The sequence below is a fragment of the Nocardia sp. NPDC051052 genome (assembly GCF_044456045.1).
Classification (GTDB): Bacteria; Actinomycetota; Actinomycetes; order Mycobacteriales; family Mycobacteriaceae; genus Nocardia.
Window position 1 is genome coordinate 276,890 of record NZ_JBITFL010000008.1, and the last position, 21,001, is coordinate 297,890.

At 66.2% G+C, this 21,001-nt stretch carries 22 protein-coding genes; 14 read left to right on the top strand and 8 right to left on the bottom strand.

The window, feature by feature from the left end:
- Genes ACIBCN_RS27925 through ACIBCN_RS27935 form a run of 3 tightly spaced genes read left to right on the top strand, consistent with a single transcriptional unit; the run spans position 1 to position 2,548 of the window.
- Positions 1–1,392: a putative toxin gene (locus tag ACIBCN_RS27925; RefSeq protein WP_396994647.1), complete on the top strand. Its 1,392-nt coding sequence runs from the start codon at positions 1–3 to the stop codon at positions 1,390–1,392.
- On the top strand, positions 1,389–2,081 hold the full coding sequence (locus tag ACIBCN_RS27930) for a HEAT repeat domain-containing protein (RefSeq protein ID WP_396994648.1): 693 nt from the start codon (positions 1,389–1,391) through the stop codon (positions 2,079–2,081). Before ACIBCN_RS27925 ends, ACIBCN_RS27930 begins: the two co-directional genes overlap by 4 nt.
- Positions 2,078–2,548: a YbaB/EbfC family nucleoid-associated protein gene (locus tag ACIBCN_RS27935; RefSeq protein WP_396994649.1), complete on the top strand. Its 471-nt coding sequence runs from the start codon at positions 2,078–2,080 to the stop codon at positions 2,546–2,548. Before ACIBCN_RS27930 ends, ACIBCN_RS27935 begins: the two co-directional genes overlap by 4 nt.
- Positions 2,549–2,634: 86 nt before the next feature.
- Here ACIBCN_RS27935 and ACIBCN_RS27940 read toward each other — a convergent pair whose 3' ends face one another.
- Positions 2,635–3,903, bottom strand: coding sequence for an alpha/beta fold hydrolase (locus tag ACIBCN_RS27940; RefSeq protein ID WP_396994650.1), 1,269 nt, complete (start codon positions 3,901–3,903; stop codon positions 2,635–2,637).
- 291 nt (positions 3,904–4,194) lie between these two features.
- Between ACIBCN_RS27940 and ACIBCN_RS27945 the strand changes: the two genes are divergently transcribed.
- Positions 4,195–4,974, top strand: coding sequence for an alpha/beta fold hydrolase (locus ACIBCN_RS27945; RefSeq protein WP_396994651.1), 780 nt, complete (start codon positions 4,195–4,197; stop codon positions 4,972–4,974).
- Positions 4,975–4,981: 7 nt separating this feature from the next.
- On the opposite strand, the gene ACIBCN_RS27950 is transcribed toward ACIBCN_RS27945, so the two are convergent.
- Complete coding sequence (locus ACIBCN_RS27950; protein ID WP_396994652.1) at positions 4,982–5,857, bottom strand: LLM class F420-dependent oxidoreductase; 876 nt, start codon at positions 5,855–5,857, stop codon at positions 4,982–4,984.
- Positions 5,858–6,322: 465 nt separating this feature from the next.
- On the opposite strand from ACIBCN_RS27950, the gene ACIBCN_RS27955 reads away from it, so the two are divergent.
- Positions 6,323–6,607 (top strand): hypothetical protein, encoded by a 285-nt coding sequence (locus ACIBCN_RS27955; protein ID WP_396994653.1) that lies wholly within the window; start codon positions 6,323–6,325, stop codon positions 6,605–6,607.
- 24 nt (positions 6,608–6,631) lie between these two features.
- Here the strand turns inward: ACIBCN_RS27955 and ACIBCN_RS27960 are convergent, their stop codons facing one another.
- Positions 6,632–7,117: a hypothetical protein gene (locus tag ACIBCN_RS27960; RefSeq protein WP_396994654.1), complete on the bottom strand. Its 486-nt coding sequence runs from the start codon at positions 7,115–7,117 to the stop codon at positions 6,632–6,634.
- Between the two features lie 133 nt (positions 7,118–7,250).
- Between ACIBCN_RS27960 and ACIBCN_RS27965 the strand changes: the two genes are divergently transcribed.
- Positions 7,251–7,688: a hypothetical protein gene (locus ACIBCN_RS27965; RefSeq protein WP_396994655.1), complete on the top strand. Its 438-nt coding sequence runs from the start codon at positions 7,251–7,253 to the stop codon at positions 7,686–7,688.
- Positions 7,689–7,710: 22 nt separating this feature from the next.
- On the opposite strand, the gene ACIBCN_RS27970 is transcribed toward ACIBCN_RS27965, so the two are convergent.
- The gene (locus ACIBCN_RS27970; RefSeq protein ID WP_396994656.1) at positions 7,711–8,127 is read right to left on the bottom strand and encodes a DUF4231 domain-containing protein; all 417 of its coding nucleotides are present in this window, start codon (positions 8,125–8,127) and stop codon (positions 7,711–7,713) included.
- Positions 8,128–8,228: 101 nt separating this feature from the next.
- On the opposite strand from ACIBCN_RS27970, the gene ACIBCN_RS27975 reads away from it, so the two are divergent.
- Complete coding sequence (locus tag ACIBCN_RS27975) at positions 8,229–9,170, top strand: hypothetical protein (RefSeq protein ID WP_396994657.1); 942 nt, start codon at positions 8,229–8,231, stop codon at positions 9,168–9,170.
- Between the two features lie 10 nt (positions 9,171–9,180).
- Here ACIBCN_RS27975 and ACIBCN_RS27980 read toward each other — a convergent pair whose 3' ends face one another.
- On the bottom strand, positions 9,181–13,290 hold the full coding sequence (locus ACIBCN_RS27980) for a TIR domain-containing protein (protein WP_396994658.1): 4,110 nt from the start codon (positions 13,288–13,290) through the stop codon (positions 9,181–9,183).
- Positions 13,291–13,425: 135 nt separating this feature from the next.
- On the opposite strand from ACIBCN_RS27980, the gene ACIBCN_RS27985 reads away from it, so the two are divergent.
- The 5 genes from ACIBCN_RS27985 to ACIBCN_RS28005 all read left to right on the top strand — a co-directional run bounded on the left by ACIBCN_RS27985 (position 13,426) and on the right by ACIBCN_RS28005 (position 17,573).
- Positions 13,426–14,238 (top strand): alpha/beta fold hydrolase, encoded by an 813-nt coding sequence (locus tag ACIBCN_RS27985; RefSeq protein WP_396994659.1) that lies wholly within the window; start codon positions 13,426–13,428, stop codon positions 14,236–14,238.
- A gap of 53 nt (positions 14,239–14,291) precedes the next feature.
- Complete coding sequence (locus ACIBCN_RS27990) at positions 14,292–14,882, top strand: DinB family protein (protein WP_396994660.1); 591 nt, start codon at positions 14,292–14,294, stop codon at positions 14,880–14,882.
- 84 nt (positions 14,883–14,966) lie between these two features.
- A complete protein-coding gene (locus ACIBCN_RS27995) occupies positions 14,967–16,502 on the top strand; it encodes an FAD-dependent monooxygenase (RefSeq protein ID WP_396994661.1) in 1,536 nt (511 codons plus the stop codon).
- A 35-nt stretch (positions 16,503–16,537) separates the two neighbouring features.
- A complete protein-coding gene (locus tag ACIBCN_RS28000) occupies positions 16,538–17,200 on the top strand; it encodes an SGNH/GDSL hydrolase family protein (RefSeq protein WP_396994662.1) in 663 nt (220 codons plus the stop codon).
- 196 nt (positions 17,201–17,396) lie between these two features.
- Positions 17,397–17,573, top strand: coding sequence for a hypothetical protein (locus ACIBCN_RS28005; protein ID WP_396994663.1), 177 nt, complete (start codon positions 17,397–17,399; stop codon positions 17,571–17,573).
- Here ACIBCN_RS28005 and ACIBCN_RS28010 read toward each other — a convergent pair.
- Together ACIBCN_RS28010 and ACIBCN_RS28015 are read right to left on the bottom strand one after the other, a co-directional pair.
- Complete coding sequence (locus ACIBCN_RS28010) at positions 17,570–18,205, bottom strand: O-methyltransferase (protein ID WP_396994664.1); 636 nt, start codon at positions 18,203–18,205, stop codon at positions 17,570–17,572. The two genes, ACIBCN_RS28005 and ACIBCN_RS28010, sit on opposite strands and share 4 nt — an antisense overlap.
- A gap of 131 nt (positions 18,206–18,336) precedes the next feature.
- Positions 18,337–18,816, bottom strand: a complete 480-nt coding sequence (locus tag ACIBCN_RS28015) for a MarR family winged helix-turn-helix transcriptional regulator (protein ID WP_396994665.1) — start codon at positions 18,814–18,816, stop codon at positions 18,337–18,339.
- 111 nt (positions 18,817–18,927) lie between these two features.
- Between ACIBCN_RS28015 and ACIBCN_RS28020 the strand changes: the two genes are divergently transcribed.
- Positions 18,928–19,272 carry an EthD domain-containing protein gene (locus ACIBCN_RS28020; RefSeq protein WP_396994666.1) on the top strand — a complete coding sequence of 115 codons (345 nt, stop codon included), beginning with the start codon at positions 18,928–18,930 and terminating at the stop codon, positions 19,270–19,272.
- 75 nt (positions 19,273–19,347) lie between these two features.
- Positions 19,348–20,202 (top strand): DODA-type extradiol aromatic ring-opening family dioxygenase, encoded by an 855-nt coding sequence (locus ACIBCN_RS28025; protein WP_396994667.1) that lies wholly within the window; start codon positions 19,348–19,350, stop codon positions 20,200–20,202.
- A gap of 5 nt (positions 20,203–20,207) precedes the next feature.
- On the opposite strand, the gene ACIBCN_RS28030 is transcribed toward ACIBCN_RS28025, so the two are convergent.
- On the bottom strand, positions 20,208–20,981 hold the full coding sequence (locus ACIBCN_RS28030) for a TIGR03084 family metal-binding protein (protein ID WP_396994668.1): 774 nt from the start codon (positions 20,979–20,981) through the stop codon (positions 20,208–20,210).
- Positions 20,982–21,001: the final 20 nt, after the last annotated feature.

A 21,001-nucleotide genomic window follows, 5' to 3' on the forward strand; every position in this document is an offset into this window, starting at 1 on the left:
ATGACGACTGTGCATCCCGAGTGGTATTGGGACGTCGCGAGCCAGTTGGGTGCCTTGAGCACGAGGCTGGAGCAGAAGTTTCACGAACTCGACGGGAATCTGGATGTGTCCCGCTCGGCCGGCGAGCACTCCACCGCCGGAACGGGTTGGGCCGCAGCATATTCCCAGTCCGCCGCGGACGTGTTCGAACTCGGTTCGCTCAGTGCCATCGCGGCAGGCAACTTCGCGAAGATGGTGCATGCCGCCGGCGTCAACCACGCCGAGGCGGAAAACAAGAACGCGCCGGGCAAGGCGCCGATTCCGATCCCGCCGCCGCCCCAGGTGACCGGCCTGCAATATTCGCTGCATCCGACCCGGCTGTGCAACGGCGGTTTGGGTGATGTTCCGGACCGGTGGTATCTGATCGACGGACGTAACCACAAGGCGTGGGCCGATTGCGATACCGGCAAGATCGACCACGCGAGCCAGACGTTCGGCAAGTTCAGTACCGAATTCAAAGACGTCCAGTTGAAGTTGCCGAAAAACCAGGACGAGCCGGCGGACGTGCCGATGATCCGGGCGGCCGCCGGTGGCCTGCTGAAAGCGGTCGACGATGTTTCGGCGTTCTCCGATTATCTCAGCCGTGCGTGCCACGAGGTCGCGGACAAGTCATACATCGAGCGGGAGACGATCAAAACGATCCTGTTCTACTGCGAGTTGACGATCGACACGTGGAAGGTCACCCGGTCGGCGCCGATCGTGAAATGGTTCGTGAAGAGACTGATCGATGAGTACATCGAGGAGTTGAAGGACCAGGCTGGTCGCGATGTCGATACGTTGCTGAAAGAATTGGACGGGTTCGTCGACGGCGCGATACAGCAGACCGGTGGCTCGATGGCGGGCGCGACCGGAGACGTGCAGCTGTGGCTGGCACCGCTGCTGGGACGGTATGCGCGCCAAGGCTATCCGACGAGCGGGCGCTACCTCTTCGACAACATCCGGGCCGGGCGCGACGGCGAACTGCGGGCCGGACTGGATCCCACCACACCCAAGCGCGCGGTATACGTCAACGGGCGCACCCGCATCCCCGACCGGATCGACGATGTGAATCGTCAGGTCACCGAGGTCAAGAACACCAACGACACGCAACGGTCGGCCGAGCAGATCCACGACGAAGCCGATTGGGCGGCGCAAAATGGCTACACCATGACCCTGATCGTCGATCACCGCACGCAGCTGGCGCCCGACACACAGCAGTTGGTCAACGAAGGCAAGGTCACCGTCGTTCGTGAGGAATTGGACGACAATCTCGCCAAGGGACAATCGCCCGCACCGTTCATTCCCAAAACGGATTGGGGTCCGCCGACCAGTAATAAGGATCCGCGCGGATCGACCGGGGTGCCGACGCCATGAACTTCGACTACGCACGAATGCCGAAGGGCGACAACTGGCTCGACGAACTGCCCGCGGGCTACCGCGACGGCCGGAACGGATTCGACCTGCGGATCGCCAGGGAGCTCGCCGCGGTCGGGGTGCGCTGCTACACCCTCGACGATCTGGCGAACGGACCGCGGACGATCCCGCCGGCCATTCCCATCTTCGTCGATTGGCTCGAACATCTCGATGAGCGCATTCCAGGCCCCGAGACCCACCACAAATGGGCTATTCGCACCGGTCTGATCCGCAATCTCATCGACCCGGCGGCCAAGCGCAACCGGCGCGCGATCGAGGTGCTGTTCCGCGAACTCGAACGCACCGACGCGCCGCTGCGACCGCACGTCGAATTCTGGGCGGTGCAGGCGCTGGACACCATTGCCGAACGCGGCGATTACGACCGCATGGTGCGCCTGCTGCACATCCTGCCCAATACCGCGTCGAAGGTACCGATCCTGCATTTCCTCGGTCGATTCAATACCGAGGAGGCGCGTGCGCTGGTGCTGCCGTTCGTCGCCGATCCCAACACCAGGGGACCGGCGATCAGGGCATTGGCCCGGTTCAAGAACCCCGCCGATCGCGCACTGGTCGAGCAATACGCCGGCGATCCGAACAGTCAGGTGCGTACGGCCGTCAAGGCGGCCCTCGGAAAGATCCCGGTCCGATGACCGCCGGCTACTCCGCGTTCGAATCGCGCGGAGCCGAACTGCTGAACCGGCTGGCCGCACAGGCGCGCGGCCTCTCCGAGATAATCGGCGAGGTCGAAGAACTCGAGGCCGAGGCCACCGATGACCACCGAACGGTCACCGTGCGCTGCACAGCGGGTGGTCTCGTGCGGGCCGTGACGATTCGCCCCGCCGCCCGCCGCTTGACCGATCAGGTTCTCGGCGAGGTGATCACCGCGACCACGAACTCGGCGTTCGCCAAGGCGCAGGCCGCCGCAGCCGAACGCGCCGCCGAATACCATGCCGCACAACGAGAGTTCAACGAACACCTGCGTCGACAAGATCCCGCCGCGGCCGACGCACTCACCGAACTCGCGGCCAAGCTCAGCGGACCCGCACCCACACCGGTGGCCACCGACGAAGACGACGACGATCCCCGCCCCCGCAGACCCGCGATATTCGACGACTAGGCAACTGTGTCGTCGAAGAGTGCACTGACCAACTCGCCCTTCACACGCCGCGTCACGACGAACCAGCTCGACGTCGGTGTTCCGCTTCAGATCTGGCCGTGCAGCATTCGCAGCAGTTGGTCGAGGACGCGTCCGCTACTGGCGCGAAGCCCGTCGTGCTCGTACTCGTTGGTCGCCCACAGCCGTAGGCCCCTGATGGTCTCAGCGGTCTGCAGCGAGTAAGTGGCGTCGACGTACATGTCGTCGAGGTAGACGGCGGCGGCCACGGGGACGTCGTTCGCGGCCAAGCGCTGCGGATCGTAGAGGTCGGGCCAGTCCTCGCAGGCGGACAGCACCTCGGCCGCTTCGCGCAGGGGCGCGAGACAGGGCTGGTCGAAGTGGCACCGGTAGGTCATCTCGCCGGTGAACAGTATCGGGTCGTCCCCGGCCAACGCCGTGCGCGCGTCGAACTGGGGGAACTCGTCGCGCACTCGCTGAGCCGCCCAGTTCGTCGCGCCGGTGCCGCGCTGGGCGTAGGTGAGTTCATGCATGAGCGGGTTCAGCGGCAGTTGGGCGTAGCTGAGGAAAGCCGCGGCGCGGGCGAGGAAGTTGTCGGACAGCTCCGCTCCGGCCCAGGTGTCTTCGAGGAGGTAGTGCAGCACGTCCGCGCTGTCGCTCCGGCCGAGCATCAGCCCGAGCGACTGGAAGGCCTCGACGGTGAGCGAGGATCCGTCCGGCATGGGCGTCGGGCGCTCGATCAGGTGCGCGGCGATGCGGCGGACCGCGGCGGCGTCTTGCGGGTACCGGCGGTAGTAGGCGGTGTTTTTGCGGTGTACGCGCGGATAGGTGGCGCGGTAGACCTCGTCGGCGGTGACGCGCAATCCGGGAAGGCCGCCGGTGATTATTGCCTCGCGCAGGCCCTCGGGTGCGAACGAGAGGTAGGTGACGGTGCACATGCCGCCGAAGCTCTGGCCGAGCACCGACCATGGTTCGCCGGTCAGTTCGCGCCTGATCAGTTCGGCGTCGCGGACGATGGCGTCAGCGCGGAAATGGGTGAGGTAGTCGGCTTGCGCGGCGGGCTCGCCACGAGCCGGGAGCGTTTGACGGGTGATCGGACTGGAGCGGCCCGTGCCGCGCTGGTCGAGCAGTAGCACGCGGTAGTCGTCGAGTGCGCGGTCCAGCCAGGAGTCCCGGCCGACCGGACGGGGTGCCGGCATGCCGGGGCCGCCTTGCAAAAACAGCAGCCAGGGCAGCCGCTCGCGCTCGCGTCCGGCGGCCACCACCTCGCGAGCGTAGATCTCGATGCGCTCACCGTCTGGCTGATCATGGTCGAGGGGGACGGAGAAGAGATGATCGGTCAGCGTGACACCTGGCATGGAAAGCTCCTTTACGGCAATGGATTGATCTTGGTACGGGCGGTGTTTCGGCGCACGTTGAGCACCCACCCGCGCAACATCGCTTGCGACACCGCGTCTTCGGGATCGCCACCCCATCGACCAGCTCGAGGTGGGCCGGGGTAGGCGCGGCATCGGGGGTATGGGGGCGTTCATGTGGGCTCATTCGGCGCTTCAAGATATTCGAGGCAGGATTCGAGTTGAACATATGTCTTGCACAACTGTCTTAATATGGTTAGTGTTGTCCTTGTTCGAGCTGAAGGAGACACTGAAATGACCGCTACCCGAGCCGCTTTCGACATCGATGGCCGCCACCTGTCCTACCTGGACTTCGGCGGCACCGGGCGACCGCTGTTGGCGCTGCACGGCCACATGTCCGACGCCGCCAGCTTCGCCGGGCTGGCCGAACGGCTCGCGCCCGGCTGGCGGCTGATCGCTCTCGACCAGCGCGGGCACGGGTACTCCGACCGCGCCCAGGACTACACCCGTGCCGGTTACCTCGACGACATCACCGCCCTGCTCGACCACCTCGGCCTGGACAGTGTTGTGCTGGTAGGACATTCGCTCGGCGGCATCAACGCCTACCAATTCGCCGCTCGCCACCCCGAGCGCGTCGAGGCCTTCATCGATGCCGACGGCCCGGCCAGTCTCGGCCTCGACGGCGCCAATCCGCTGCAGTTCGTGCTCGCCCTGCCCTATGCGGCGCCCACCCGCCAGGAACTCGTCGACGGCATGGGACCGATGGCCGCGATGTTCGGCGACCTGGTGCGCGAACGCGCCGACGGCAGCTGGGCCCTCCCGTTCCATCCTCGCGACATTGTCGACTCCGAAGGCCATGTCCACGGCGATCATTGGGCCGATTGGACCGCCAGCAGCTGCCCCGCCCTGCTCATCCGCGCCAACCACGGCGTTATCCCACGCGAACAAGCCGACGCGATGATCCAACGCCGCCCCAACACTCACCTGGTCGAACTCGACACCGACCACTTCATCTACGCCACCGACCCCGACGGCTTCGCCAAGACCGTCAACGAATTCCTGACGAACCTTTGAACAGCGGCTATCCGAGGTCGGCGAGTCGTGGCACGGCCGGTGCCATGCCGTCGATCCACGCCGCCGGTGTGCCGCCCATCGGGATGACCACGGCCTCGTGTACGCCGAGTTTCGCGTAATCGGCCATCCCGCGCACGAATTCATTGAGCGTGCCCGGAGTCGGCCGCGGGTTGCTGGCGATGATCGTCGTGCGGATTTCCTGGTAGTCCCGGCCGACGTCGTCGCAGTGGCGTCGCAGGACGTCGAGCTTGTGCCCGACATCCTGCGGAGACGAGCCGACGAGATTGCAGGCGTCACCGTACTGCGCGACGAGTCGGAGCGTTTTACGTTCCCCGCCACCGGCGATGAGAACCTTGGGCCGGTTGATCGGCTGTGGTACGCAAAGCGTTTCGGTCAACTGATAGTGCTTGCCCTGAAATGGCCCGTCGCTCTGCGGATCCCACATCTGCGCACAGATCCGCACCGCCTCTTCCAGCCGCTCGAACCGTTCCGCGACGGGCGGAAAGGGCACCCCGAGCCCGCGATGCTCGCGCTCGAACCAGGCGGCGCCGATACCGAGTATCGCCCGCCCGCCGGACAATACATCGAGGGTGGCCACGATCTTGGCCAACAGCCCGGGATGCCGATAGGTCACACCGCTGACCAGCAGACCAAGCCCGATCGTCGAGGTGTGCGCCGCCAGATAACCGAGCGTGGTGTACCCCTCCAACATGGCCGACTCCGCCGGAAGCCCGGTCAGCTCGATCTGAAAGTAATGGTCCATGAACGACAACCAGCTAGCCCCCGCCGCCTCGGCCGCGACGCCGACCCGGCCCAGCTCACCGGCGAAAGCGCCGGAACCGCCCTCGATTTCGAAAGTAGAGAGATGAAAACCGAGATCCATGAAATCCCCCTAGTGCATGGATGATTCGCATCTCCACGGTAGATCCCGAACGCTCGATTAGCCATGCCGAGTCAACCAACGCCCGCGCATACGACGGACACGTCCGCAAGGTCCCGCACATGTTCCGCCGCCTCACCCCACCCGAGTCGGCCAATCCCATCGCTTAGCGATGAACCGCCATCCAGTGGCACACCACGGCGGCATCGGCCGAAAGACCCCGCCACGGTGTGCCACTGAACGGCAATTCGGTGACCCCCGGATTTCGGCGTGCCAGCATAGGCCGCATGACTCCGGTCCCAGAGAACCGCGACGGGTGCGGACGAAGCGTTGTGGTTCACTCGTTCTGGCGACGACCATATCGGGCGCCTCACTACTGATGGTGTCCTGTCGGCGTTCGAATTACCTTCGGGCAGTGGCCCGTTCGGTATCTGTGCCGGTCCGGACGAGGCCATGTGGTTCACCGAGATGAATACCGGTCGAATCGGCAGTATCACCTCGACGGGCATCATCAAGATGTTTCCGCTGCCAGATCCGACGGCGAAACCGCATGCCATCACCGCACTTCCCGCCGGCGACTGCTGGTTCACCGAATGGGGCGCCAACCGGGTCGGCCGGATCACCCCTGCCGGCATCATCACCGAATTCGGCCTACCCACACCGGAATCCGAACCACACGGCATCACCGTCGGCCCCGACGGCGCGGTGTGGACTGCATTGGAAACCGGTGCCGTCGCACGCATCGCACCATGACTACAGCGGCCAAGTAGCAGGTGTCTACTCGCGGGAGCGTACGGCGGCCCGGAACATCTCCGCGACCACCCCGAGGACGAGCACCACGGCGCCGACCGTTAGTGCCCGCCCCGGCGCATCGGTGGAAAGTGTCTCGCCCAGGCTCTGATCCGGTAGGAACACCAGCGCGGTGATCGTGACCGCGGCAAAGCACAGCCCGTACGCCACCGCCGCCGCGATCAACGGCCGCACCGTTCGCAGCGGCGTCAGCGGGGCGCACGCCAACCGCCATGCGAACCCGACCCCGCCGACCAAGGTGAATGCGAGCCACCCGTAGTTGATGGTGCTGAACCCGTTGATGCCATGGAAGTCGAAGTGGCGGGCACCGCCGATGACGAGGTCGACGGCCACCGCGACGGCGAGCGACGCAACCCATGGCCACCGCGACACGAACGCTTTAGTGCTGTGCCACACCATGTCTGGGCGCCGCGCCGCGCCCGGCGCTAAACCAGAGATGTGCGAACCTGCCATCTGAGCCTCCCGGCGATCGCTCCCGCAGCAAGACCCATCGTGCGCGCATCCCCGAACCACCACATCAGGGACAACCCCGGACTCCACCCGGAGAACAATCGAATCCTGGCCAGCCCGCGCCGACCACTGCGCCGTGTCGGTGGCTGATGGCATCCTGCTGCTCATGACGGTCTGGGATCTGCTCGCCATCGACAAGGCTCTGCGTGCGAGTTGGGCGGGGGATACCTGTTCCCCGGATGACGTTGCCAGGGCGGGTTGGCGGCCGGAGAATCCCGCGTGGGGGCAATGCGACATCACGGCCTTGATCGTCAACGACATCTTCGGTGGTGATTTGATCGTCGGTGAGGTGTGGTCGGGTGCGGAACAGCATGGGTTCCATTGGTGGAATCGCCTGACCACCGGCATCGAATTGGACCTGACCCGTAGCCAGTTCCGCGATGGACAGGTCGTCACCAATCCCCGGGTTGTCCAACGTCCGCGTGGTCGACTACCGCGACGAAGGGATGAATATCTCCTGCTGCGTCAACGCGTTATCGACCAGCTAGGTCACCTGCCGCCATTGGACAGCTGACCGCAGGGACAACCCCACGCCCTCAGCCCGCTGTTTCCGGCCGCCGTTCATGTTCGGAGAGCCAACCCGTGTTCTCGTTCCCGACAACGCCTTCGACCCGTTCGACCAGGATCGACCGCCGGTCCGGCGATCGGTACGGGCCGCTGGCGGTCAGGTAGAGATACTTCTCTCGCTTCAAGGCCTCGGCGGTGCCGCGGTAGCGCAGCCAATTGGTGTGCCACTGGAATAGTTGCTGGGCGCCCTCGGCGATCACTACGAGGGCGGCGATCGAGGCGGTCAGTCCGGCGGGGGCGGAGAGGGCGACCACGGGTACCGCGGCGCCGACCGCGATCTGCGCGAACTTGACCCGCTTGTACATGCGCTGTGCCTGCGCGCCGTTCGTGCTATACCAGCGCAGCTGTTCGTTCAACCGCACCCATACGGGGTCGTTCTCATCCACCGACCCGCCCTGCGGTTCCGTCTCCGGCACTGCTCACTATTAGCACGTGCGCGGTGGGCGTTGTGCCGATCCGGCGCAAAGAGTTACGTGATAATCGAGGGATGAAGGCACGGCTGTCCATGCGGTGGCTGGTCGGCGTCGTGGTGCTGGTCGGGGTGGTCATCACGGTGTGGGCGTGCTGGCCGAGCGCGCCGCGGGCGGAGCAGGCGACGGGGTGGCAGGTGCAGGCCGATCTGCCGATGCTCGTGACCGGGCCTAAAGGCGTTGTCGTGGATCGGAACGGCGACGTGTATGTGGCCGAGTCCGAGCACATTCAGCGGCTGTCCGCCGGGAGTTTCCGGCCGGAGCGTTTGCCGATCCAGGAGCTGAAAGACCCGAGCAATGTCGCGTTCGGCCCGGCCGGGGAGTTGTATGTCGGCGATTACAGCCTGCAGCGAATACTGAGGATTTCGGCGGATCGCCGGACGGCCGTTGCCCTTTCGTTCACCGACGCGGCGGGCCAGGATCTGTCGACCGCCGGATCGGCGATGGACGCCGGCATCGCCGTCGACCACGCGGGCACCCTGTTCGCCACCGACCCCGAGAAATCCCGGATCATCAAGCTGGCTGCGGGATCGGCGACCGCCGAGGTGCTGGCGACTGTCGAGCACCTGCGCCCGCCGATCGCGGTATCCGACAACGGCGATGTCGTCGTGTTCGTTTCGGATCCGGTACCGACGCTGCTCACCTTCCGCGGCGGAAAGTCACCCGCGGTGCCGACGCCGATCCCGGACCTGAAATTCCTCTCCGCGATCGCGATCGACCACCGGGGAAATCGATTGCTTGCGGACAATGATCTGGAATTCAGTTCGGCGGACGGTAACTTGACCTCGACGACTACCGCCAGGCTGTGGCGCCTCCCGCCGGAAGCGGTGACGCCGCAACGACTGCCGTACACCGACCTCGGCGAGGTCGTCGCACTCACGGTGGACTCGTCCGACACCATGTACTACACAGATCGCTCCACGCTCGGCCGGGTCGTGCGGCTGACACCTATGGGATGACGGCCTGTTGTCATCCGCAGGTGTCGCGGTAGGGGAGCTCTTGGATGTACTGGCGCCAGCTGTCCGGCCCAAGCGCGGAGCCCACTGTCTGGCAACCGATTTCGGCCGGATCTCGACGAAGGTCGTGCAGCCTGCGCAGATCCCAGTCGACCACCGCGCCCTTCTCGTGGCCGGTGATGAGCCGCTTCGAATCGGCGGTGAAGGTGGCCGACATGATGTCGAACGCCCCGGCATCCCGAGGCTCACCGATCCGCGTCGGATGTGCTGGGTCGCCGACGAGCCACATCTGTACCTGTTGGCTGCCGTAGATGGCGAGAATCGTTCCGGTCGCATCGAATTGGGCGCCGAAGTTCCCGATGTCCGGTCGCACGGCGTTGCCGACCGGCGCGGGGTGTGCGGGGTCGGCGACGTCCCAGAACTGTCCGGCGCCGTTCTCGATAACCACCAGCACGCCGGTCACCGGCGAATACGCCACCGGCGTGTTTTGCGCGAGCGGTAGGCCGCCGAGCCGGATCGGACGGTCGGAGTCGGTGAAGTCCCAGAAGGTCAACTCCCGGTGTGCTGAGCCCATCGCGAGTACCCGGCCGTCGGCGGTGAACGAGATCTGCTTCATGACCGCTTCGTGGATCCCACGTCCGAGCCGCCGCGGCGCGTCTCTGATCTCGATATCCCATGCCAGCGAGTTCTCGTCACTGCCTGCGGCGAGCCGCTTGCTGTCGGGCGAGAACGCGAGTGTGGTCACGTCCCCCGCCAGCCCGGTCAGGGGCACGCCGAGACGCCGAGGGTGCTGTCGGTCGCCGACATCCCACAGCGCCACCGTCCGATCCGCACCCCCCGTCGCCAAGGTCTTGCCGTCTGGCGACAGTGCGATACAGCTGATTCGGTTGTCGTTGAGGTAATCGAAGTGCTCGGTGTCGAAGGTCGCGGTGCGTACGGGCATGCCGGGGTTTCCGGTCCCCCACAGATCGACTTTCCCGCTCCTGCCACCGGTCGCGATGAGATCGCCACTGGTCGCGACGCCGCACGGAGCGGCGACCATGCCTACCTCGCCGGTGAACGGCCGACCGATGGGCTGTGGTTGGGTGTGGGCGTCGATCGTCCACAGGGTGGTCCGGCCGTCCGGTCCGCCTACCGCGAGAATTCCGTTCGCCGAGAACGCGATCGCGGTAATCGCGGCGGGCTGGCCGACCAGCCATGGCCCCGCTCGAATGGTGTTCGCCGTGTTGTCCAGTACCGACAGCGAGACACCGTTGTTGACGGCTCCGGCGATGACATCGCCTGCCGGAGCGAACGCCACCCGCGACCAGATCGTCTCGATGCCTGGTTCGGCACGCGGGTGCGCCGGGTCGGTGATGTCCCAGCGTGCGGCACCGGACGTCGAGGGTGAGACCACCAACTGATGGCCATCGGGTGAGAATGCGAGGTGCCGGAGGATCGCCGGCCCGAGCCCCGATCCGCCGACCGGACGCGGGGAATGCCGGTCGGAGACGTCCCATATGGTGAGGGCTTTGATGGTGGCGGTCACCAGAAGCTTGCCGTCCGGCGAGAATTCAGCGGCGTCGATGGCTTCTTCGCGAGGCAGGATCGTCGCGGTGGGGACCGGATGCTCGGGATCGGTGAGATCCCATAACGTGGTCGGTTCGGTGTACGCGCTACTGATCGCCAACATCGTCGCCGGCGCGAAGTCGAACTGCAGTTTCTCCGGGATAGACAGGGCTGCACGGACTTTCTGGCGCGGATGAGCCGGATCGGTGACATCCCACCAGATCAGGCCGTCCACACTGGACGATTCGTAACTCGGCTCACCGTAGCTCGATTGACCCGAGCGTGCGGCCCGCGCGTTGCGGTCGAGGCCCGCACCGGTGAGCAGTGTCTTGCCGTCCGGAGTGAAAGCGATATCCGTGATATCGCTGATGCCCGTCAGTGGTTCGCCGAGCGCCTGTGCTCGGCCGGAGTCGGACACGCCCCAGAGGGCGATCGTCCCGTTCGTTTGCTGTATGGCGAGCGTCTGGCCGTCCGGTGAGAAGGCCAGTCGGTCAACGTTTTTCGGGGGTCCGTCGACGGTGCCCGCATATCGGGTGGTGGACAGCATGTTGATCAGCCACTGCCGCGTCTCACTACCAGGATCGATGCGGTCGGCCGCCAGCCCGAGCCGGATCGCCGTCCTCGGGTCGACATCGCGCAGTTGATCCGCCTGCGCCAGCAATTGCCGCGCCACCGCGGTGTGCTGCCGCGCCACCGCGTGCTGCTGCTGCACGATCGCGACAACGGCGGCTACCAGTGCGACGCACAGCAGTGCCGAAAGCACCACCGTTGCCCGCCCGCGGCGCAGGCGGTCCCGTCGATAGCTGTGTTCGAGGAATTCCCGTGCCCGCGAACTTGTTTCGACGCGTGTCGTGCTGAGTTGCCAGAGTCGAGGTGGCCAGTGGCGCAGTTGCGGTCGCGGCAGCATGCGCAGGCGGGCACCGGTGTCCTTCATGGCCACGGCGAGCCGGTCACGTTCCCACAGGCGCACCGGCTTGTCGTCCTGTTTCCATTCCGCCGCCGCGATTTCCACGGCGCGCCGGGCCCGCAGTGCCGCGCTCTGGTCGGCGATCGCCTCGCTCAGCGGCGACCAGTTCCGCAGAAACGCCTCATGCGCCGCCGAGACGACGATGCCTTCGTCCTCCTCGGCGGTGATGAGCAGCCGATGGGTCACGAAGGCGTCGATCATCTGCTGTGCCGATTCGCTGAATTCCGCGCGCGCGACCCGATCGCGCGTCGGTACACCGTTCTCGTCGACGGTGACCAAACGCAGTAGCACCGCGATGATCTCGTCGCGCGAGTGACCGGTCGTCGCCTGTGCCTGCGCCAATGCGGTATCCGCCTGACGATCCAAAGCGCCTCGGACCCCGCCGATTTCGCGATAGCGACGATGAGAGAGCAGGTCGCCGCGCCGGAGCCCGTCAGACAGCTGCTCCAGGGTGAAGGCCAGCAGGGGGAGGGCCTCGCCACTGTCGGTGTCGGCGAGCAACGCGTCGACCAGCCCATCTTCTATGGTCAAGCCCGCCACCCTGGCCGGGCCCTCGATGACCTCGCGCAAGGCGTCCTTGCGCAGCGGCTGTACCGGGTGCGTCCGGGTCTGGATGCGCGACAACGCGGGATCGGTGCCGAGTGGATCGAGGAATTCCGGTCGGAGCGTGGCAAGGATCTGCAGCGGGCCGCCGACCGCGGGAATGAGCAGGTCGACGAAATCGGCGCGGTCCCGCGGTGCCGTGCGCCGCAGCAACTCCTCGAACTGGTCGATCACCAGCAGCAGCTTGCCGTCGACGCCGGCCTGCTCGGCGAGCAGGATCTCCTCGGCGATGTCGCGAAGACCGTTGCCGACCAGGCGTTCTCGCAGCGATGCCGACTTGGGGTCGATGCCCGCGCGCCGCCGGGCGACCGCGAGTGATCGGGCCAGCGCGGCCACCGGATCGGTGCCGGGGACCATCGGGTCGAGCGGCACCCACAGCGATTCCTCGGCGATCAGCGGAATGACGCCCGCGCGCACCAGCGAGGATTTCCCGCACCCCGACGGGCCGATCACGAACTGTATCGCCGTCTGGGCGCGAGTCGCGGGCTTGCGCAACAACTCCGCGATGTCGGCGGCCTCGCGGGCACGACCGAAGAACACCCGATGCCGGTCGGTGTCGAAGGCCACCAAACCCGGATAGGGCGATCGGTCGTCGGACCAGCCGAGGCCGCCGCCCGCGTCGAGCCTGCGCAGCGCCACCACGAGTTTCTGCCTGGCCACCGCGGGATCGGCCGCGGCGTTGGACTGCTGCAGCGATTTCAGCAGCGGATGGACGACATCGGCGGCCACCCGGACCGGCAGCAGCCTGCTGCCGTTGCCCTTCGCGATGCCGACTTCGGCTGCGCACCACACCGATTCGAGATAGGTCTGGGTGACGACACAGACCACCGCGTCGGCCCAGCGCAGGCGCCGGTAGAGCTCGGGCTCCCACTCTTCGCCGACGATCAAACCGTCGACCGGGTGCAGATCGAGGAAGACCTCGTGCCCGTCGTCGACCAGCCAGCCCCGAATCTCACTGGCCCATTCGCGATCCGCGCTCGCGTGACTAATGAATACTCTGGCCAACACCCCTCCAGCCGGAAGGCCGTCCTGCCAGCACAACGGTACCGGTCAACGGTCGAACCGCGCGTGCTTTCCTGACCCGCTGATCGGTCGCGGCTATCGTGAATAGCCAGGCGCCTCGGCACAATGGCGAGACCGATGACCGAAAGGAAGTCCGTGGAAACCATCGCCGAGGGCGTCTTCAAGGGTGGTGAGCCGTACCTTCGGGTGGGTAGTGGCCGGCCGCTGGTGTATCTCGCCGGGTTCGCACTCAGCCACGCCAACCCCACGGGACGGATGCGCCAGATCGCCCTGGCGAGCGTGCGGCCGCTCGCTCGTGCCGGTTTCGAGGTGTACTACACGAGTCGGGCGCCTGGTCTCGCGGCCGGCACGACATTCTCCGACATCGCCGCCAGCCACGCTGCCGGTCTGGCCGCGCACTTCGGTGCGCCGGTCGACGTGCTCGGTCACTCGACAGGCGGCGACCTGGCACTGCAGCTCGTCGTCGATCATCCGGAAGTGGTGCGCCGGGCCGTAGCCGCAAGTGCCGCTTACCGTTTGGGGCCGGTGGCAAAGCGGGCGCAGCTGGACATGATCGCAAGCTTGGAGCGGGACGGCCGGTTTCGCGCCGACGCGCTCGTCGCCGGATTCACCCAGAACCGGGCACTTCAGCGGCTGCTGGCGATACCGATGCGGCTGACCGTGCTGATGAAGGTCCCCAACCCCGCCGACCCCATCGCCTTACTGCGCGCGGAGGACCAGTACGACGTGCACGACCGCCTCGGCGCGACCGAGACCGAGACCCTGGTGATCTGCGGAGAACGCGACTACTTCTGGCCGCCGGAGATGTTCGCCGACACCGCGCGCCTGATGCCGCACGGAAAGCTCGTGATGTACCCCGACGCGGGACACGCCATCGTCACCCGCGCCGACTTCGTCACCGACGTCACCGCATTCCTCAACGCCCCCTGAGTCTGCGGCGTCACGAGTCGGCCGGGGAGGTCGGTGCCTGGCAGAGTGCGGGTATGACAGTTACTGATCCGAAGTCGGATCTGCACCGTTATTTGCGCTACGCGCGTGAGGCCATGCTGTGGAAGCTCGATGGTCTGTCCGAATACGATGTTCGCCGTCCCATGACCCCTACCGGGACCAACTTGCTGGGCTTGGTCAAGCACCTCGGCACCATCGAGTTCGGTTACTTCGGCGATACTTTCGGCCGTCCCTACGACGAACCCATCGCCCAGCAGGATTTCGAGGCCGATCCCACCGCCGATATGTGGGCCACCGGCGAAGAATCTCGGGCGGAGATCATCGGGTTCTACCGCCGGGCTTGGGCGCATGCCGATGCCACGATCGATAGCCTCGAGCTCACGGCCGAAGGCTCGGTTCCGTGGTGGACTAAAGACAGAGTCGTCACGCTGCACCGGATCCTCGTGCATGTGACTGCCGAAACGAATCGGCATGCCGGACATGCCGATATCGTTCGCGAACTCATCGACGGCGCCGCCGGACTGCTCGCCGACAACGACAACATGCCCAGCAGCGACCAGAGCTGGTGGCAGAGCTATCGGTCCGAGCTGGAGGACACCGCGAAACGGGCAGCGGGACTCGGCTGATCGCGGAACGCTCCGGCGAGGCGGCGGAGTCCCGCGCAAGCATCGCGCCAGGGCGGTGCAAGAGTCCTCGAAAAGCATTGGTTCATGGATGAATTCGATGTGGTGATTGTGGGGGCGGGCCCGGTGGGGCTTTTCCTTGCCTGTGAGCTCGGCCTCGCGGGGTGCGCGGTGCTGGTGCTCGAGCGGGAGCCGGAGCCGCATTCCCGGTGGCGGGTGGAACCGCTCGGGATGCGGGGGCTGTCCGCCACGTCGGTGGCGGCGTTCTACCACCGCGGACTGCTGCCTCCGCTGATGACGGCGTCGGGGGTGCCCGACGATCTCGGCGTGGGTGCCGACACGGACGAGCCGTCACTCCCGCGTAGCGCAGGCCACGTCGCGGGCATGGTGCTCGATCCGGCGCTGATCGACCTCGCCGCACTGCCGTTCCGGCTGCCGAGTCCGGCTTCGGAATCCATGATGACGAGCCTCGACGCGGTGGAGACGGTGCTGTCGGAGCGGGCGGCCAAGCTCGGTGTGCAGGTCAGGCGCGGGGTCACGGTTTCGGCTGTCACGCAGGACGAGGCGAGCGTGGTTGTCGAGGCCGGCGCGGGCACCTACTCGGCACGTTGGGTCGTCGGTTGTGACGGTGGACGCAGTGCGGTGCGTGGGCTCGTCGGCTTCGAATTCGTCGGCACCGAACCACAATTCACCGGCTATGCCATGCTCGCCACCATCGCCGATCCGGAGAAGCTGCGCCCGGGGATCAACCTGACGCCGACGGGCATGTACATCACGATGCGCACGCCGGGGCACATCGGCATGAACGACTTCGACGGCGGCGCGTTCGATCGCACCCAGGAGCTGACTCGCGAGCATCTACAGGCGGTGCTGCGCCGCGTGTCGGGCACCGACGTGACGCTGAGCGACATCCAACTCGCCTCGAGTTTCACCGATCGGGCGATGCAGGCGACGACCTACCGGCAGGGGCGCGTCTTGCTCGCGGGCGACGCCGCGCACATCCACTCGCCGCTCGGCGGGCAGGGACTCAACCTCGGCCTCGGCGACGCCATGAACCTGGGGTGGAAGCTCGCGGCGACCGTGCACGGGTCCGCGCCGGAGGGGCTGCTCGACAGCTACACCCGGGAGCGTCATCCGATCGGTGCCGGGGTGCTCGACTGGTCGCGCGCGCAGGTGGCGATCATGCGGCCGGACCCGCATTCCCGGGCGATCCAAGGCATGCTTCGCGATCTGCTCGGGACCCGCGATGGCACGACGTACGGGTTCGAGAAGCTGTCGGGCTCGTCGATCCGTTACGACCTCGGCGGCGAGCACCCACTGGTCGGCCGTAGCGTTCCGGACTTTCTGTTCGAGGACGGCACGCGCCTCGGCGACCTGATGCAGGACGGGCGCGGCGTCGCGCTCGATTTCAGCGATGATCGATCGCTGCGGGATTCAGCGATGTTGTGGGAGAGCCGGATTCGGTATTCGGCTGGGACGGCGCGGAACGAACTCGGATTGCGTGCCGTGCTCGTTCGACCCGACGGCATGGTCGCCTGGGTAGCTGACGGCGACCCTGATCGCGAGGCGTTCGAGCTCGCCGCGGGCCGTTGGTTCGGCTCTCCGGCAAGCACCGCACTGTGAATTGTTTCCTCCCCCCGTTGATTTCAGGAGTGCAAGTGACGATTACCCTCCGTCCCGGAACCACCGTGATGTTCACCGGCGATTCGATCACCGACCCGCAACGACTCGAGAGCCGAGACGGCCGCCGGTTCGGCTACCCGCTGCGCATCGCCGACGAGTGGGCGCTGCGGCACCCGGACCGCGCCGTGACCTGGCTGAATTCCGGACTGGCCGGCAGTAAGGTGCGCGACCTCGAATCCCGTTGGCAGGCAGACGTACTCGACGTGCGCCCGGACGTGGTATCGATCCTGGCCGGCATCAACGACGTCGGCTGGCGCACCCTCGACCCGTACGGTTACCCGATCTCCGCGCAGGACTACGCGGCGGGTTACGACCGCCTGCTCGCGCCCCTTGCCGAGGCAGGCACCGAGCTGATCCTCATCGAGCCGTTCCTGCTGCCCATTCGCGGCGTTATCCAGAAGCGCGACGTGCGCATCGACGAGGCGGTCCGTAAGGAGTGGCGCGCCGACCTGGACCTGAAGATCCAGGTCGTGCATCAGCTCGCCGCCGATTACGACGCGCACCTGCTCGCCGCCGACGACATGTTCGCCAAGCTGTCCGCGACGACCGAGCCCGAGCACTGGGCCGAAGACGGCGTGCATCCGACACCGGCCGGGCACGCCGCGCTCGCGCAGGCATGGCTGCGGCTGGTGGCGTAATCGCCGCCGATTCGGAATGTGGTCCGACGCTTGTGAATATCTCCAGCTGCGAAAGAGCTCCGTTGTGCCACAACCAAATGTTCATCGTCGATTCGCGCATTCAGAGGTTGCATGAAAACATCTGTGCCAGTTGACTATCGGAATGCGGCAGACATGATCACCGCATCGTCGCAACGCCAAGGGATTCGGGGAGCAGATGCTGTTCTGGGCAACCATCGCAGGTGCCGCACTTCTCGTGCTGCTGTTACTCGCCGCGGCGGCACGAGCCATGGATCCGCGCGGCCAGGACGAGCGCAGGCGCCGCACGAGTGTCGCTGACTCGCGCGGGCCCGCACTGCCGCAGGAGTGGCCGCAAGCTGGGCGGCCGTCCTAAGCCACCTTCACGCAGAGTTCGGTCCCGCCGTGCAGTGGCAGCGTCACCGACACGAAGCCGTTGGCCGGATCACGCACGTAGGCAAGGAAATCGGGTTCGGCGTTGTCGTTCATGACGTAACCGCCGACGCGCAGTTGCGGGGCGATGATCTCGATCACCTCGCGGGCGAGCGACGGTTCGGCGCCGAGCCAGCCGTCGATCAACGCGAAGTCGACCTGGCCGCCGAGGTCACGCAGCGTCGCGCGCGCGTCGCCCTCGCGGATCTCGGCGTAGTCGGCGAGTCCGGCCTCGGCGAGGTTGGCCCGGGCGACTGTGACTTTGGTAGGCACGATCTCCGATCCGATCACCTTGCCGCCGCCGTTGTCGCGCACGGCGGCGGCCGCGTAGAGCGTCGACATGCCGACGGAGGTCGCGAATTCGACGGTCCGGGTGGCGCGGATGCCACGGCACAGCAGGTAGATCAGATCACCCTGTTCGGGTGCGATCGAGTAGCCGTATCTGCTGTAGTCGTGCGGATCGCGCAGCTGGCCGTCCTGGGGGTCGTCGGGCCGATACTGTTGCGCCCCAGCGAGTCTGGAGATGACCGCGTTGATCGTGCTGTCGCGGAGGGGGCGGTGCGTGTCGGTGCTCATTGGATCTCCTAATCCGTTGCGGCCCAATATGATTCAGGGCTCCACCCGTAGCTTGCCGATAAGGTAAGGCTAATGTGGCGGATGGGCGGCAGACGGCCAATTGCTACCGTGAAACGGCCAACCTTGCGCACCTACGCGGTGGGACCGCCGGCTTCCCGCCGCACGGTCTCGGCGATGCCGGACAGTGCTACGCCGAGTTGGCGGCGCTGCGCCGGAGTTAGCGGGTCGAACACGAGACGGCGTACCTGCTCGACATGTCCCGGCGCGCTGTCGACTACCTTCTGACGGCCCGCTTCGGTCAGCGTGGCCAGTGTGTAGCGACCGTCGCCCGGGTCGATCCGGCGAACGATCCACTCGCGCGCCTCGAAGCGGTCCATCAGTTTGGACAGCCGCGGCAGCGTGCTGTTGCAGACCCTGGCCAGCTCGCTGAGTCGCATGGTTTCCTCGTCGGCCATCGACAACCGGGCGAGCACGCTGTACTCGAAGTTCGAGATGCCCGCGTCGCGCTGTAGCTGCCGGTCGAGGGCTGTGGGCAGCGCGATCACGACGGTGAGCAGGTCCTGCCAGAGTGCCTGCTGCTCGGCGTCGAGCCACGGCGTCGATTCGTCCATGCGGTCCACTTTAACTTGCCTCGGCAAGAGATTTAACTTGCCTAGGCAACTCAATGTGGTCTAGCTTATGAGTTGCCTAGGCAAGTCAATCTCGATCGCAAGGAGTATTCGATGATCAAGCTCAGCATCTTCCTGACCCGGCGGGCAGACCTCACCCACGAAGAGTTCGTGGACTACTGGACGTTGAAGCACACCCCGCTGATCGCGAGTGTGCCCGGCGGCGAGGTCCCGGTCCGGCGCTATGTCCAGCTGCTGCCCACCGACGACCAAATCGACGGTGTCAGCACGATCTTCTACGACGGTGTCGCCGAAGTGTGGGTCGACGAGATTGCCGACGCCGCACGTTGGTTCACCTCCGAGACGTACACCACGACCATCGCCGAGGACGAGGAGAAGTTCATCGACCGCTCGAAGACTCGTTTCCTCTACACCACCGAGACGCCGATCTTCGGTTGAGCACCGACTCGCTGTCCCCGGGCTACCTGACGATCAGGTCGCCCGGGGAGGCGCCCACTTCCGATAAGGAACGACATGACCACCTCGCACATTCCGGCCGGAGCCTACGACGACCATCTCGCGCGGGTTCTCCCGCGAGCCAATGCGCAGCGGCGCTGGGATCCGGCCGATGGGGCGTTGCCGAGCCTGTTCATCAGTCACGGAGCACCTTTCACCCTCGACGATCCGCAGTGGCTCGACGACCTGTTCGGCTGGGCGCAGTCCCTGCCCAAACCGCGAGCCATCGTGATCATCTCGGCGCACTGGGAGGACGCACCGGCAGCGATCTCGGGCGCGGCGGCGGGCACCCCGCTCTACTACGACTTCAGCGGATTTCATCCCCGGTACAAGACCCTGCCTTACGCGACCCCGGACGCGACCGACCTCGCTCGTCGGCTCGCGGCCACGCTCGGTCCGGCGACCACGGTGCACGAGCGCGCCGACCGAGGTCTCGACCACGGTGCGTTCATCCCGCTCATGGCCATGTATCCGGCGGCCGACATTCCGGTCGTGCAACTGTCGATGCCAAGCCTCGAGCCCGCCGCGCTGGTCGAGTTCGGGGCACAGCTGCGAGCTCTGCGCGACGAAGGCATACTGGTCATCGGCTCGGGCTTCATGACTCACAGCTTCGCGGTCTTCCGCCGTCCTGACCTCAGCGCACACACCAAAGCCTTCGATGAGTGGGCCGTGGACGCACTCGGGCGCGGCGACGTCGACGCTCTCGCCGACTACCGGCGTAAGGCGCCCGGCGCCTCGGTCGCGCATCCGACGGCAGAGCACTTCGTGCCCCTGCTGGTCGCGGTCGGCGCCGCGAACGATCCAGGCAGTGCCACCAGTGCGATCGAACGCATGGTCATGGGCAACTCGATCCGTTCGGTGCAGCTGAACTGACCTTCTCAGAGGAAAATGCGGGCGATCTCCAGCCACTTTTGTGCGTCCGCGCCGATCGCCATGAGGTCGGTCTCCGCGAGGGGGCGGCGTTGGGTGACTCGGAGGCAGAAGTCGCGGGCACTGCCCTGCACCCGTTGCTCGGCGTCTTCGGGGCCCCACACCCAGCTTTCGCCGTCCGGACCGGTGAGCTCGATACGGAACGGCTCTGCGGGAGTGGGCAATTCGGCCGTATAGAAGGACAGCTCGCGTCCGGTGACCCCCAAGGCGGCGATATGCCGGAGCCGACTCGTCGGGCGGTGGGCGACACCCACCGCATCGAAGATGTCCTGCCCGTGCGCCCACGTTTCCATCAGTCGCAGCGGCACCATGAGCGCCGCGGTCAGCTGCGAGCCGTACCACGGAAACGGCTGGTCCAGCGGGATGTCACCGAGCGCCGCCGCCACTTCGATGCGTCCGGCGCGCCATCGTTCCAGTAGTTCCGATCGCGGTTCGGCGGCTCCGGCGGCGGCGTCGAGATCCCGGTATCGGCTGCCTTCGTTCTCCGCGTACTTCAGCACGGCGTCGAAGGCAGCCGGGGTCCGGATGGCGATGAGGACGTTCTCGTCAGCCGACGCGAGATGAGCGATCTGGTGGGCGATCGTCCAGCCCACTGCCGGTGTGTCCGTGGACCAGTCGGCCTGCGCTGATACCAGGGCGTCGAGCTCATCGCCTTCGGCCACCAAGTCGGGCAACGCGATATCGCGCCGCACATCGGACATGTCGATGCCGTAATCCAACATTCAGTAGCACCTTTACACGC

What these genes read in the sequence shown, in the direction of transcription:
- ACIBCN_RS27925 (WP_396994647.1), top strand. Translation starts at nt 1, where the DNA reads ATGACGACTGTGCATCCCGAGTGGTATTGGGACGTCGCGAGCCAGTTG.
- ACIBCN_RS27930 (WP_396994648.1), top strand. Translation starts at nt 1,389, where the DNA reads ATGAACTTCGACTACGCACGAATGCCGAAGGGCGACAACTGGCTCGAC.
- ACIBCN_RS27935 (WP_396994649.1), top strand. Translation starts at nt 2,078, where the DNA reads ATGACCGCCGGCTACTCCGCGTTCGAATCGCGCGGAGCCGAACTGCTG.
- ACIBCN_RS27940 (WP_396994650.1), bottom strand. Translation starts at nt 3,903, where the DNA reads ATGCCAGGTGTCACGCTGACCGATCATCTCTTCTCCGTCCCCCTCGAC.
- ACIBCN_RS27945 (WP_396994651.1), top strand. Translation starts at nt 4,195, where the DNA reads ATGACCGCTACCCGAGCCGCTTTCGACATCGATGGCCGCCACCTGTCC.
- ACIBCN_RS27950 (WP_396994652.1), bottom strand. Translation starts at nt 5,857, where the DNA reads ATGGATCTCGGTTTTCATCTCTCTACTTTCGAAATCGAGGGCGGTTCC.
- ACIBCN_RS27955 (WP_396994653.1), top strand. Translation starts at nt 6,323, where the DNA reads ATGAATACCGGTCGAATCGGCAGTATCACCTCGACGGGCATCATCAAG.
- ACIBCN_RS27960 (WP_396994654.1), bottom strand. Translation starts at nt 7,117, where the DNA reads ATGGCAGGTTCGCACATCTCTGGTTTAGCGCCGGGCGCGGCGCGGCGC.
- ACIBCN_RS27975 (WP_396994657.1), top strand. Translation starts at nt 8,229, where the DNA reads ATGAAGGCACGGCTGTCCATGCGGTGGCTGGTCGGCGTCGTGGTGCTG.
- ACIBCN_RS27985 (WP_396994659.1), top strand. Translation starts at nt 13,426, where the DNA reads ATGACCGAAAGGAAGTCCGTGGAAACCATCGCCGAGGGCGTCTTCAAG.
- ACIBCN_RS27990 (WP_396994660.1), top strand. Translation starts at nt 14,292, where the DNA reads ATGACAGTTACTGATCCGAAGTCGGATCTGCACCGTTATTTGCGCTAC.
- ACIBCN_RS27995 (WP_396994661.1), top strand. Translation starts at nt 14,967, where the DNA reads ATGGATGAATTCGATGTGGTGATTGTGGGGGCGGGCCCGGTGGGGCTT.
- ACIBCN_RS28005 (WP_396994663.1), top strand. Translation starts at nt 17,397, where the DNA reads ATGCTGTTCTGGGCAACCATCGCAGGTGCCGCACTTCTCGTGCTGCTG.
- ACIBCN_RS28010 (WP_396994664.1), bottom strand. Translation starts at nt 18,205, where the DNA reads ATGAGCACCGACACGCACCGCCCCCTCCGCGACAGCACGATCAACGCG.
- ACIBCN_RS28015 (WP_396994665.1), bottom strand. Translation starts at nt 18,816, where the DNA reads ATGGACGAATCGACGCCGTGGCTCGACGCCGAGCAGCAGGCACTCTGG.
- ACIBCN_RS28020 (WP_396994666.1), top strand. Translation starts at nt 18,928, where the DNA reads ATGATCAAGCTCAGCATCTTCCTGACCCGGCGGGCAGACCTCACCCAC.
- ACIBCN_RS28025 (WP_396994667.1), top strand. Translation starts at nt 19,348, where the DNA reads ATGACCACCTCGCACATTCCGGCCGGAGCCTACGACGACCATCTCGCG.
- ACIBCN_RS28030 (WP_396994668.1), bottom strand. Translation starts at nt 20,981, where the DNA reads ATGTTGGATTACGGCATCGACATGTCCGATGTGCGGCGCGATATCGCG.